This is a genomic window from Brevibacterium salitolerans, from assembly GCF_039531405.1.
GTDB lineage: Bacteria > Actinomycetota > Actinomycetes > Actinomycetales > Brevibacteriaceae > Brevibacterium > Brevibacterium salitolerans.
This window is the reverse complement of sequence record NZ_BAAAPZ010000007.1, coordinates 26,462-38,574: the sequence shown is the minus strand read 5'-3', so window position 1 is coordinate 38,574 and position 12,113 is coordinate 26,462. Positions and strand designations below refer to the sequence as shown.

Below are 12,113 nucleotides of genomic sequence, written 5' to 3'. Positions count from 1 at the left end.
TTCCGAGGAGGACCCCAGTGATCTCACGCCTGCGACCGGCCGGAGCAGCGCTCGCCGCCCTGTTCCTCATGCTGTTCGGTCTCACACTCAGCACCGCGGCTTCTGCGCACGACCAGCTCGTGTCCTCCTCGCCGGCGGACGGTGACGAGCTCGCCTCCCAGCCGGAGTGGCTCGAGCTGGAGTTCTCCGGCAACGTGCAGGAGATCGGCAGCGAGATCCGCGTGATCGGCCCGGACGACGCCGACGTCTCCGCCGGTGAGATCACCATCGAGGGCCGCACGCTCTCCAGCGCACTGCCGGACAACCTCGGGCCGGGCGAGTACACCGTGCAGTGGCGCGTGGTCTCCGAGGACTCCCACCCCATCGACGGCTCCTTCTCCTTCACGATCGGCGACGACGGCGCGGCCGGCCAGGACGGTGCGGCGGCCGAGGGCGACGGGGACGGCGCGCAGCTCGGCGGTGCGGCAGTGGATCAGCCCGAGGACGGCGCCCAGGACCAGGGCACGCTCAGCGAGGACGCCTCCGGCTCCGGCATGTCCACGCCCATGATCATCCTGCTCTCCGTGGGCGGTCTGGCCGTGGTGGTGCTCGTGGTGCTCCTGCTCATGCGCAAGCAGAAGGGGCTGCCGGGCACACCGGGCAATCCCGAGGACGGCGCGAAGGGCTGAGGGCCCGCCCCCTGAGCTGACTCGCTCTCGCGGACAGTGCGATGCCGCCCCGCTCGTCAGCGGGGCGGCATCGTGCTGTCCGGGCGGGTACAGCCCGGCCGAAGAGGGCTCGTAGAGGCGGGCTCCCCGTGGGCCGAACCCTGCCGCGGCGAGCGCCGCAGGTCCAGGGCTCCTCGCGCGCGGCGGCCTGGGGCGGTCCCCTTCGATCAGGCGAGACGGCCCGCCAGCGCCCCCGCGGCCTCGGCGAGGACCCTCTCCGGTTCGCGCAGGCACGTCTCCACGGGTGCGAACTCGCGCATCTCGACCATTCCGGCGACCCCGGTGCCCTGCAGCGCGGAGGCCTCCAGCTCCGAGGCACCGCAGACCACCCAGACGGGCAGGCCGCGGGCGGCGGCGCGCGCGATGACCTCGCCGGGGCCCTTCCCGCTGAGCGTCTGCCGGTCGAAGCGGCCCTCTCCGGTCACCACCAGGTCCGCCCGTGCGAGCTCTGCGTCGAAGCCCACGAGCTCCATGATGTACTCCGCGCCGGGCATGAGCCGCGCGCTCAGCCCCACGAGCGCACCGAACCCGGTGCCGCCCGCGGCACCGGCGCCCGGGGTCTCCGCCGCGCGGATCACGGCCTGCCGATCCGCACCGGTCGTCTCCTGCAGCGTCGCGGAGAAGCGGGCGAGGGCGGCATCGAGCCGTGCGACGTCCTCCGGCGCCGCACCCTTCTGCGGGCCGTAGACGGCGGCCGCGCCCCGGGGCCCCAGCAGGGGATTGTCGACGTCGGAGGCGAGCACCACCTCGGCCGCGGCCAGGCGGGGATCCATACCGGACAGATCCGCCCGGGAGAGCTGCTGGAGCCCGCCTCCGCCCGGAGCCACGGGTTCCCCGTCCGCCGTGAGGAAGCGGGCGCCGAGCGCGGTGAGCATCCCCGCTCCGCCGTCGGTCGAGGACGAGCCGCCCACTCCCAGGACGATGCGGGAGCAGCCCGCGTCGAGCGCGGCGGCGATGAGTTCGCCGGTGCCGCGGGTGTCCGCCGCGTACGCCGTCTCCCGGGTGGGCTGCAGCAGCGCGATGCCGCTGGCCTCTGCGAGTTCGACGATCGCGGTGTCCTCCCGCACCGCCCACGTCGCCTGCGCGGGGGTGCCCAGAGGGCCCGTGACCTCCGTGGTGCGGGCGGAGAAGCCGGCGGCGAGGGCGGCGGCCACGGTGCCGTCGCCGCCGTCTGCGACGGGCACAGACACGGTGGTGTGACCGGCGGAGCTCAGCGGTGCGGCCAGGGTGCGGGCGACCTGGGCGGAGGTGAGGGTTCCCTTGAATTTGTCGCAGGCGAGGAGGATGCGCATGGCATCAGAGCCTAGCGCCAGCCGGCCCCTGCGGGCAGCGGCGACCGGGAGCGCGGTGTGCGGCTGCAGGGCTGTGCGCGGCCGCAGGACGATGTGCAGCTGCGGTATGGGAGGCGGCGGAAGTCAGAGCCATGACGGCCACACGTTTCTCAGCCTGACCGCCACGGTGCGAACAGTGTAACGGACGTTCTCAGTCCTCGGCGACGACGGGGATCGAGGAGGTGTCCACGGTCTCCCGCCGGGGCCGTCGCCGGCTGCCGGGCACCCGCTCCGGGTCCATGAGCCGCTGCCCGGCGAAGGAGAGGAGGCATGCGAGCGTGGCGCAGACCGCGATGATCCACAGCGCCTCGTGCGCGCCCAGCCGGTCGATGACGCTGCCGGAGAGGGCGGAGCCGATGGCCACGCCGAAGCCCAGGGCGGTGGAGATCCACGCGAGCGACTCCGTGAGGCGCTGCGGCGGTGCGAGGGCCTGGATGACGGAGCTGACCGCGATGAGGCTGGGTGCGATCGCCCCGCCCACCACGAACAGGAGGACGGAGAAGGCGACCATGTCCGTGGCCAGCAGGAGGAGGACCCACGTGCCCACGCTCAGCAGCGTCAGCATGTAGGCGAAGCGCCGGCGGACCGGGATCTTCCAGTCCATCGCCCCGTAGACGGTGCCCGCGAGGAGGGAACCGGCGGCGAAGGCGCTGAGCGCGATGCCGGCGAAGGCCTTGGCGTCCTGCTCGTCGCCGAATCCCACGGCGGTCACATCCACCGCGCCGAACAGGATGCCCAGGAACACCTGGCAGAACACGGCCAGCAGGATGCCGGGGTGGGACAGGACGCGGCCGCCGCCTCCTGCCTTCCGGCCGCGCGGGGTGGGCTCGGTGGCCTTCTGCGGATAGAAGAGCAGGGAGCCGGCCAGGGTGGCGCAGCCGGAGAGGATCACGCCGGCGGGCGAGAACCAGGCGGTGGCCAGGGCGGTGACGAGGACGGGGCCGGTGACGAAGAGGAACTCATCGGCCACGGCCTCCCAGCTGAAGGCGGTGTCGAGCTGCCTGCTGTTCTCCACGATCGCGTTCCACCGGGCGCGCACCAGCGAACCCAGGCTGCCCACACTCGCACCAGTGAGGCCGGCGAACACGAACACCCAGCCGAACCACCAGCCCATGTACACGGAGAGGAGCATGAGGAGCAGGGAGAGCATGTGCACGCAGACCACGGGCACCATCACCCGGGACTGGCCGAAGACGTCCACGAGTCGCGCGATGACGGGCGTGGTGAGCGCCTGCACCACCATGTAGCAGCTGGTCACGAGCCCCGCGAGCTCGTACGACCCGGTCTCCCCCTGGATGAACAGCACGATCCCGATCCCCAGCACTGCGATGGGCAGGCGCGCCACGAGTCCCGCGAGGGAGAACCTCAGCGCTCCCGGCAGGCCGAAGATCTCGGAGTACTTGCTCAGCATGGGCCAGAGTCTAAGCGGCGCGGACCCTCGGATTCCGCCGGATCCGGAGGTCCGCGGGGGAATGTGCCGCGAATCTCAGAAGACCGCGCCCGAGCGCCCCCTCCGCGGAGGTTACGTCTGCGTACCGGCCGTGTTGGGCGGCCGCTACGCAGACGTAACTTGCGGAGGGGAAGGAGCGCGGGGAGAGAGCGCGGGGCCCGGGCCGGTTCCAGCGCCGGGTTCTGGGCCTCGCCCGTGCCCGAGGCCGGGTCAGCCGATGACGGCGTCCACCAGTGCGCGGGCCTCGTCTTGGACCTGGGCGAGGTGGTCCTCGCCGCGGAAGGACTCCGCGTAGATCTTGTAGACGTCCTCCGTGCCGGAGGGACGCGCGGCGAACCAGGCGTTCTCGGTGCTCACCTTGATGCCGCCGATGGGTGCGTCGTTGCCGGCGGCCGTGGTGCGGATCTCCGTGACCTCGTCACCGCCCAGCTGTGCACTGGTGACGTCCGCCGCGCTGAGCGCGGACAGCGCGGCCTTCTGCTCCCGGCTGGCGGGGGCGTCCACGCGCGCATAGGCGGTGGCACCGTGCTGCTCTGCGAGCTCTGCGTATCGCTGGGAGGGCGTCTTCCCCGTGACCGCCGTGATCTCCGAGGCGAGCAGAGCCATCGCGATGCCGTCCTTGTCGGTGGACCAGGCGGAGCCGTCGCGCCGGAGGAATGAGGCTCCGGCGGACTCCTCACCGCCGAATCCCAGCGTGCCGTCACCCAGGCCCTCGACGAACCACTTGAAGCCCACCGGCACCTCGTACAGATTCCGCCCGGCGGCGGCCGCGACCCGGTCGAGGAGCGCCGAACTCACGAGGGTCTTGCCCACCCCGGCGGCGGCCGGCCACTCCGGGCGGTGCGTGAACAGGTAGTCGATCGCGACGGCGAGGTAGTGATTGGGGTTCATGAGACCGGCGTCCGGGGTGACGATCCCGTGCCGGTCCGCGTCCGCGTCGTTGCCGGTGGCGATGTCGTAGCGGTCCTTCGCCCCGATCAGCGAGGCCATGGCGAAGGGGGAGGAGCAGTCCATGCGGATGCGCTCGTCCCAGTCCAGGGTCATGAAGCCCCAGGCCGGATCCACGTCCGGGTTCACCACCGTGAGGTCGAGGTCGAAGCGCTCGCTGATCTCCACCCAGTAGTCGATGGAGGCGCCTCCCATGGGATCGGCACCCACGCGCAGGCCCGCATCGCGGATGGCTGCGATGTCCACGACCGAGGTGAGGTCGGAGACGTAGGACTCCGCGTAGTCGAAGTTGTGGGTGGAGTCGAGGTGGAAGGCCCGCTGGAACAGTGTGCGCGGGATCTTCTCCCATCCGGCCTCCAGCAGGGCGTTCGCGCGGTCCTGGATCCAGCCGGTCGTCGCGGAGTCCGCCGGCCCGCCGTGGGGCGGGTTGTACTTGAAGCCGCCGTCCTCCGGAGGGTTGTGGCTGGGGGTGATGACGATCCCGTCGGCGAGGCCCTGTGCGCCGGCGCGGTCCCGGTTGTGCGTGAGGATGGCGTGCGAGATCGCGGGAGTGGGGGTGTAGCCGTCCCGGGAGTCGATCATGGCGGGCACGTCATGGGCGGCCAGGACCTCGATCGCGGTGAGGAACGCGGGTTCGGAGAGCGCATGGGTGTCGCGGCCCACGTACACGGGTCCCGTGATGCCCTGCGCCCTGCGGTAGTCCACGATCGCCTGGGTGATGGCGGCGATGTGCGCCTCGTTGAACGAGGCCCGCAGGCTGGAGCCGCGGTGGCCGGAGGTGCCGAAGCTCACCCGCTGAGCGGCCTCGGCGGGGTCCGGGACGATGTCGTGGTAGGCGTCGAGGACCGCGGGGATGTCCGCAAGGTCCTGCTCCTCTGCGGGATGACCGGCTCGTGTGCGCATGAGGACATGATGCCCAATCCGCGCGGCGGTGTCGCGGTGTTCTCGCCATGCGGCCCCCAACGTTCCCTGAGCGGAACCGCGGGTGCGCGCAGCGGGGGCAGCCGTGGTGCGCGCCTGCTGCAGCGCCGGCCCGAGCCTCCCACCGCGGTGCTCAGCACAGAAGCGGACGCGTGCCGTTGCGTGGGCCCTTGGCAGGACCCGCGCAGCGGCACACACGGATGGGGAGGCCCGCTCAGGGGAGGCCCGCTCAGGGGAGGCCCGCTCAGCCCTCCGGGGTGTCCCGGCAGCCGGTGCCGGAGCCGATCTTCGTGATCATGCCGGTGGTCGCGTCACCGCCCAGCGTCTCCGTGACGAACCGGTCGCCGTCATCGTCCACGACTGCGGCGGTCTCGCCGATGTCCTCGCGCACGTCGGCGGAGGTCAGGCCCATCTCCTCGAGCGAGGAGCCCCAGCGCAGGGCGGAGTCGAGGGTGATCTCGTCCGGGATGCCGCCCAGCTCCGCCTCCCAGGCGAGGCAGGTGGCCCAGTCCGTGTTCTCCGGGGGAGTGACGAGCGAGGCCGTGAACTCGTCCCAGGTGCGGGTCCGCCGTTCGTAGCCGGCGTAGTCCGTGTCCTCGACGGTGTCCGTCTCCTCCTCGTCCGGTTCGCCCAGCCTCTCGCTGAGCCGGTCGAAGGCCTCCTCCGGGCTGAGGTCCTCTTCGCCGGTGAGCACGGCGCGGTCGCCGTCAGCGCCTACCACCACGGTCTCCTCGGGCCGTGGGACGGTGTCGAGGATGTCCTCGCTGCGGGTGACTTCCGCGACGGCGCCCAGCTCCGGGTCCCACTGGTAGTTGGCCCACACGCGGCCGCTGGGAGCGCCGGGTTCGTCCCCCTCCTGTTCGGGGCGGAGGAGGTAGCGGTAGCCGTCGCCGTTGCGCAGGCTGGAGTGGAGGAACGTCTGGCCGCTGCCCGCAGGTGCGCGGTGGGGGACCTGTGCCGCCGAGGTGCCGGTCGCCGCCTCGGCACCTGCTCCGCCGCCGTCCGCCCCGGAGGCCGTGTCCTGCGCGGCGCCGGTGGGGGCATCCGCCCCGTCCGCCGGCGCACCGGCCGTCACCAGGCCCACCACGGTGAGGGCGTCCTGGGTTCCGCCGACGATCATGTGTCCGGAATCGATCCGGGCGGCGTCCCCGGAGGGTGCCTCGCCGCCCACGGCGTCGCACTCGAAGGGCACGGAGGCATAGGCGCGTCCGTCCGGTCCGATCTCCACGTAGTTCGCATCTCCGGTGATGCGGATCCGCACCTGCGCTCCGTCCGGGAGGTCTGCGGTGGGCGCGCTCGGGTCGATCGTGGCCTCCCCGCTGGAGAAGTCGACCGGTCCCTCGTGCATGCAGGCGGGGAAGGCGGTGAAGGTGCCGCCGCCGAACTGCACCTGCGAGTCGCGGGTGATCGCGGCGGGTGCCTCGGCCTCGGGCGCCTGCGTCTCCGCGGCGGGTTCCGCGGAGGCCGGTGCGGGTGCTTCCGCGGCCGGCTCGCCGGAGCCGGAGCACCCGGCCAGAGCCAGCAGTGCGAAGGCGGCAGCCGCGGCGGGCGAGGTGCGTGCGAGCCGGGGATGCCGGAGGGCGCCGTGCCTGCGCACGTGCGTGGAAGGCGCGTCGGGCGCAGGCGGAGCCGAGGCGGGAGGCGTCACTTGACCCACGGCTCCTCGCCGGTCTCGGAGACGATCGGCAGACCGTGGTCGAGGTTCCAGGCGCCCATGCCGCCGTTGACGTTGATCCCGTCGAAGCCGTTCTGGTTGAGCCAGGCCACGGCCTGGCGGGAGCGGCCGCCGGTGCGGCAGACGACGTAGATGTCATCGTCGAGCGGGAGTTCGCCGTAGCGGACGGGGAGCTCGCCCAGCGGGATGTGCTGGGCGCCCTCGATGTGTCCGGCCTCCCATTCGTCGTCCTCGCGGACGTCGAGGATGGGGGCTCCTTCGGGGATCTCTGTGACTGCGGTGCTGGGAATGTCCATGCCTGCGATTCTACGAGCACGCAGGTCTCGCGTCAGGGCCGCACTGTGCCGAATGCGCAACGCGGCCGGGCTCCGGCACAGCCATTCTCAGAACGGCGCCGTGACCCGGAGTCGTTGCACGTGCGGCCGCCGCCCCCGGGGGAGGCCTCCTCTCGTCTGCGGATTCGGGACGAGGGGAGGCTCTCCCGCGGGCACGCACCCACGCCTCACAGCCGCGTGCGCAGCTCCGTCTTGAGCACCTTGCCGGCGGCGGAGACCGGCAGCTCATCCGTGAAGTGCAGCTCGCGGATCTTCTGGTACGGCAGCACGCGGGTGGCGAACCAGGAGGTCAGCTCCTCGCGGAGCTCCTCGTCGGTGGCATCGAGGCCGGATTCGCTCGCGGCGCGGTCGGGCACGACGAAGGCGACGGGCAGCTCGCCCACCTCCTCGTCCGGGCGGCCCACCACGGCGCAGCGCAGGACGGCGGGGTGCGCCGCGAGTGTGTCCTCGAGCTCGCGCGGGTACACGTTGTAGCCCTTGTACAGCAGCATGTCCTTGGCGCGGTCGTGGATGCGGTAGAAGCCCTCCGCGTCCACGGAGGCGATGTCGCCGGTGCAGAGCCAGCCGTCGACGTACTGCTCCGCGGTGAGCTCCGGCGCGCCGTAGTAGCCATCGGTGACCTGCGGTCCGGAGATCCACAGCACGCCCTCGTCACCGGTGGGCAGGACGGTGCGCCCGTCCGCGGCACGGATCTCCGCGCGGGTGTCCGGGATCGTCACGCCCACGCTGCCCGCCTTCCGGAAGCCCTGCGGGGACATGTCGGAGGCGAGCACCACGCAGGTGCCCTCCGTGAGGCCGTAGCTCTCCGCCACCGCGGCGTTGGGGAGGACTCCCTTGATCGTCTCCAGCCCGTGGGCGTCCAGGGGTGCGGCGCCGGAGCCGGCGACGGTCATCGACTCGATGGTGCGGCCAGTCTTCCGGGCGTAGTCCGCCAGCGCCAGGTACATGGGCGGATTGCCCGAGGTGTAGGACACCTGCCAGCGGTCGCACAGGTCGAAGAAGACCTCCGGGCGGAAGCGGCCGGTGAGCACGGTGGTGACGCCGCCCAGGGTGAAGAGCGCGAGGCTCGCGATCCCCTGCGCGTGGAACAGCGGCGGCACCTGTGCGGCCACCCCGGAGCCGGGATGCAGGAAGGGCTCGCCCAGCTCGGAGATGGGGGTGAGCACGAGGAAGCCGTCCTCGGCGCGCTCCACGCGGGAGAAGTAGCGCCAGGCCGCCATCTGCACGGCGTTGGAGACGACGTTGCGGTGCAGGACGCGCACGGCCTTGGAACGTCCGGTGGTGCCGCCGGTGAACTGAAAGTGCGCCACTGCGTCCGGTGCCGCCAGACGCGGTTCGAACCCCTCGTCCGAGTGTTCGAGCGCAGCGGCGAAGGACTCGAAGAGCGGCTGCGCGGCATCCTCGATGAGGGCTGCGGCGCGCTCATTCTGCTCTGCTGAGGCCGGGGCCGCCCACGTGGGTTCTGCGACGAGGACGCGGCGGGCATCGAATCCGGCGGGCTCATCTGCGTGGACGTCGCCGGATGCCTGCGCGTCTGAGGATGCCGTTGCGGCCTCGACCGCGGCCTCCAGGTGCGCGGGGTGCGTGATGAGCACCTGTGCGCCCACCTCGCGCAGCTGCCGCGCGAGCGCGTGCGCCGGCTGCAGGGGGTTCACCAGGGTGACCGCCGCGCCGGTGAGGAGGACTCCCCAGTAGGCGACGTCGAAGTGGCGGGAGTTGGGCAGCTGGATGCCCACGACGTCGCCCAGCCCCACACCACCGGCGGCCAGAGCGGACGCCAGGGAGCGGGCCTCGGCGAGCAGCTGGGCGAAGGTGAGCTGTTCCTCGCCGTCGACCACCGCGACGCTCTCCGGCCAGCGGCGGGCGGAGGAGAGCAGCAGTTCCGGCACCGCCGCCTCGGGGTAGTCGAGCGTGCGGGGCATTCCCGCGGGGTAGTACGTGCCTGCCGCAGTGGCGTCTGTGCCTGCGGCGGCGGGTGCGGCGGCATCTGCGCCGGCGCTGCCCGAGGCCATCTCAGCTGTCATGGTCGTCCCTCCGTTGCGAATCGACTTGGAGCCTACGACTGTCTGATCGTTCGATCAAGAAGGAGCCGCACGGGGGTGGGTGTGCCTGCGGCTCACATGGGCCGGCCGGCCTGAGCGCGCTGGTGCCAGCTCAGGGCCTCGGCGAGGATGTGCGGGGCGTGGCGGGCGGTGGGGTTCTCCCGCCAGGCGCGGTCGTGGTAGTCGAGCAGGCGGTCGCGGAAGTCCGGATGTGCGCAGTGGGAGATGATCCGGCGGGCGCGCTCATTGGGCGCGGTGGCGCGGAGGTCCGCGATGCCCTGCTCCGTGACGAGGACCTGGACGTCGTGCTCCGTGTGGTCGACGTGGGGGACCATCGGCACGATCGAGGACAGCGATCCGCCCTTGGCGGTGGACGGGGAGACGAAGAAGTTGAGGTAGGCGTTCCGGGCGAAGTCGCCGGAGCCGCCGATCCCGTTGATCATCGTCGAGCCATTCACCTCGGTGGAGTTCACGTGGCCGTAGATGTCGGCCTCGACCATGCCGTTGATCGCGATGACGCCCAGGCGGCGGACGATCTCCGGGTGGTTCGACATCTCCTGGGTGCGCAGCAGGATGCGGCCCTTGTACTTCTCGATCTCCGCGTTGAACTGCTTCGCGCGCTCGCGGCTGAGGCTGAAGCTCGTCGCGGAGATCGAGTCGAGCTTCCCGGAGTCCAGGAGTGCGAGCAGGTTGTCCTGGATGACCTCGGTGTAGCTGGTCATGTGCTCGAACTCCGCCTCCGCGAGGCCGGCGAGAACGGCGTTGGCGACATTGCCCACCCCCGCCTGCAGCGGCAGCAGGTTCTCCGGCAGGCGGCCGGCGCGCACCTCGTGGCGGAGGAAGTCGATGAGGTGACCGGCCATGTCCTGGGAGGTCTGGTCCACAGGGGAGAAGGAGTTGTCCCGGTCCGGTGCGTTCGTGCGCACCACCGCGGCGACCTTGGCGGGATCCACCCGGAGATACGGATCGCCGATTCGCTGAAGCGGATCCCGCAGCTCGATGGGCATGCGGTAGGGCGGGCGGCGGGTGCCGTAGTAGACGTCGTGGAAGCCCTCGTAGGCCCGAGGCTGCCACTCGTTGACCTCGAGGATGACCCTGTCCGCGAGGTCCAGCCAGGTCTTGTTGTTGCCGACGGAGCTGGACGGAACCAGGAGCCCGTTGGGCAGGATCGCCGCGACCTCCACGACGGCCACGTCCAGCTTTCCGTGGAAGCCGAACCAGACCTGCTGGGCCAGGTGGGAGAGATGGGTGTCCGTGTACTCGACCTCACCGGCGTTGACCTGCCGGCGGAGGGTGGGGTCGGAGAGGAAGGGGGCGCGCTTGGCGATGCCGTGGGCGCGGGCGAGCACGCCGTCCACCTCGTCGCCGGTGGAGGCGCCGGTGAGCAGGTTGATCCGGAAGTCCTCGCCGGCGTCATGCGCAGCCTCGATGCGCTCAGCGAGGGCGGAGGGCACCGCCTTAGGGTATCCCGCACCGGTGAAGCCGCTCATCCCCACCGTGTCACCCGGTCGGATGAGCTCCGCGGCCCTTTCCGGAGTGGTGACCTTGGAAGCGAGAACGGGATCTGTGATGCGAGACATGGGGTCAAACATGCCCGATGCCCTGTGCCTCGTCCAAATCCCGCGTGCGGTGCGCGACGATCGCGGCGACGTTCTGCTCCGCCCAGGTGCGCAGGGCCGCGACGGGGGTGCGCAGCGAGAGGCCGAGGTCGGTGAGCGCGTACTCGACGCGCGGCGGCACCTCCGCATAGGCGGTGCGGTCGATGAGGCCGTCTCGCTGGAGCGACCGCAGGGAGGCGGTGAGGACCTTGGGTGTGATCGCTCCCACTCTCTCCCTCAACTGGCCGAAGCGCAGGGGGCCGGCGGCCAGAGCTTCGATGATGAGGACGGTCCACCGGTCGCCGACCCTGTCCAGCACCGTTCGGGTGGGGCACGCGGGGTTGAACGCGTCGCCGGTCCAGGGGTCTTCCATGTGCGCCTCCGATAGTATCCTTGAGGTACTCGATATCCTAAGGATACTATCAACTCGGTGCATCACGGCACGCAGAATGGAGGAGAACATGAGGATCGCAGTGTTCGGGGCGACGGGAATGATCGGCTCGCGGATCGTCGCCGAGGGGGCACGTCGCGGCCACGACGTCATCGCGCTCTCGCGCTCCGGTGACGATGTTCCGGGTGCGAGGGCGGCTCGCAGGGCGGACATGGCCGACGCCGAGGACGTGGCCGCGGCGGCTGCCGATGCGGACGTCGTCATCTCGGCGACCGGGCCCAGCCGGACCGGCCGGCCGCATGAGGATTGGCTGCACGCCGTGGAGTGCCTCGTGCGGCGGGCGGTGGGGACGCGCCTGCTCGTCGTGGGCGGTGCGGGGACTCTGGAGGTGGACGGGGTGCGACTTCTCGACGCCCCGGACTTCCCCGCTGCCTATCACGCCGAGGCGGTCACTCAGGCAGAGGCGCTCTCCCTGCTGCGCGGAGCCGAGCGCGCCGACTGGACCGTGGTCTCCCCGGCGCCGGAGATCGGCCCGGGGGAGCGTGCGGCCGAGTACGCCTCGGGTGCGGACTCCCCGGCGGGCGGCCGGATCTCCGCGGAGACCTTCGCGGTCGCGATCCTCGACGAGGTCGAGCGCCCGGCCCATGCGGGCGAGCGCTTCACGGTCGCCGATCTCTGAACGATCCCGGAGGCGGGGAAAGGCGACGGCGGCGGA

Annotated in this window: 10 protein-coding genes; 2 read left to right on the top strand and 8 right to left on the bottom strand. The window is 71.6% G+C overall.

Going from position 1 to position 12,113, the window contains the following annotated elements:
• Positions 1–17: 17 nt before the first annotated feature.
• Complete coding sequence (locus tag ABD240_RS09315) at positions 18–668, top strand: copper resistance CopC family protein (RefSeq protein ID WP_291793329.1); 651 nt, start codon at positions 18–20, stop codon at positions 666–668.
• 206 nt (positions 669–874) lie between these two features.
• Here the strand turns inward: ABD240_RS09315 and ABD240_RS09310 are convergent, their stop codons facing one another.
• The 8 genes from ABD240_RS09310 to ABD240_RS09275 all read right to left on the bottom strand — a co-directional run bounded on the left by ABD240_RS09310 (position 875) and on the right by ABD240_RS09275 (position 11,380).
• Positions 875–1,999, bottom strand: a complete 1,125-nt coding sequence (locus tag ABD240_RS09310) for a glycerate kinase (RefSeq protein WP_344336966.1) — start codon at positions 1,997–1,999, stop codon at positions 875–877.
• Between the two features lie 190 nt (positions 2,000–2,189).
• Positions 2,190–3,449, bottom strand: coding sequence for an MFS transporter (locus ABD240_RS09305; RefSeq protein WP_291793333.1), 1,260 nt, complete (start codon positions 3,447–3,449; stop codon positions 2,190–2,192).
• A gap of 249 nt (positions 3,450–3,698) precedes the next feature.
• Complete coding sequence (pgm, locus tag ABD240_RS09300) at positions 3,699–5,339, bottom strand: phosphoglucomutase (alpha-D-glucose-1,6-bisphosphate-dependent) (protein WP_291793335.1); 1,641 nt, start codon at positions 5,337–5,339, stop codon at positions 3,699–3,701.
• A gap of 262 nt (positions 5,340–5,601) precedes the next feature.
• Complete coding sequence (locus tag ABD240_RS09295; protein WP_344336965.1) at positions 5,602–7,005, bottom strand: hypothetical protein; 1,404 nt, start codon at positions 7,003–7,005, stop codon at positions 5,602–5,604.
• Positions 7,002–7,328, bottom strand: a complete 327-nt coding sequence (locus ABD240_RS09290) for a rhodanese-like domain-containing protein (protein WP_291793340.1) — start codon at positions 7,326–7,328, stop codon at positions 7,002–7,004. The genes ABD240_RS09295 and ABD240_RS09290 overlap by 4 nt, the downstream gene beginning before the upstream one ends.
• Before the next feature lie 206 nt (positions 7,329–7,534).
• Positions 7,535–9,391 carry a class I adenylate-forming enzyme family protein gene (locus ABD240_RS09285; protein ID WP_344336964.1) on the bottom strand — a complete coding sequence of 619 codons (1,857 nt, stop codon included), beginning with the start codon at positions 9,389–9,391 and terminating at the stop codon, positions 7,535–7,537.
• Positions 9,392–9,483: 92 nt separating this feature from the next.
• Positions 9,484–10,989, bottom strand: coding sequence for a succinyl-CoA:acetate CoA-transferase ScpC (gene scpC, locus ABD240_RS09280; RefSeq protein WP_291793346.1), 1,506 nt, complete (start codon positions 10,987–10,989; stop codon positions 9,484–9,486).
• Between the two features lie 4 nt (positions 10,990–10,993).
• Positions 10,994–11,380, bottom strand: a complete 387-nt coding sequence (locus ABD240_RS09275; RefSeq protein ID WP_291793349.1) for a winged helix-turn-helix transcriptional regulator — start codon at positions 11,378–11,380, stop codon at positions 10,994–10,996.
• Between the two features lie 88 nt (positions 11,381–11,468).
• Between ABD240_RS09275 and ABD240_RS09270 the strand changes: the two genes are divergently transcribed.
• Positions 11,469–12,077, top strand: a complete 609-nt coding sequence (locus ABD240_RS09270) for an NAD(P)-dependent oxidoreductase (protein ID WP_291793351.1) — start codon at positions 11,469–11,471, stop codon at positions 12,075–12,077.
• The last annotated feature ends 36 nt before the right edge of the window (positions 12,078–12,113 follow it).

Bases quoted from the DNA above. Each gene is read 5' to 3' on its own strand.
- scpC (WP_291793346.1), bottom strand. From the start codon at position 10,989: ATGTCTCGCATCACAGATCCCGTTCTCGCTTCCAAGGTCACCACTCCG.
- ABD240_RS09285 (WP_344336964.1), bottom strand. From the start codon at position 9,391: ATGACAGCTGAGATGGCCTCGGGCAGCGCCGGCGCAGATGCCGCCGCA.
- ABD240_RS09270 (WP_291793351.1), top strand. From the start codon at position 11,469: ATGAGGATCGCAGTGTTCGGGGCGACGGGAATGATCGGCTCGCGGATC.
- ABD240_RS09305 (WP_291793333.1), bottom strand. From the start codon at position 3,449: ATGCTGAGCAAGTACTCCGAGATCTTCGGCCTGCCGGGAGCGCTGAGG.
- ABD240_RS09290 (WP_291793340.1), bottom strand. From the start codon at position 7,328: ATGGACATTCCCAGCACCGCAGTCACAGAGATCCCCGAAGGAGCCCCC.
- pgm (WP_291793335.1), bottom strand. From the start codon at position 5,339: ATGCGCACACGAGCCGGTCATCCCGCAGAGGAGCAGGACCTTGCGGAC.
- ABD240_RS09275 (WP_291793349.1), bottom strand. From the start codon at position 11,380: ATGGAAGACCCCTGGACCGGCGACGCGTTCAACCCCGCGTGCCCCACC.
- ABD240_RS09310 (WP_344336966.1), bottom strand. From the start codon at position 1,999: ATGCGCATCCTCCTCGCCTGCGACAAATTCAAGGGAACCCTCACCTCC.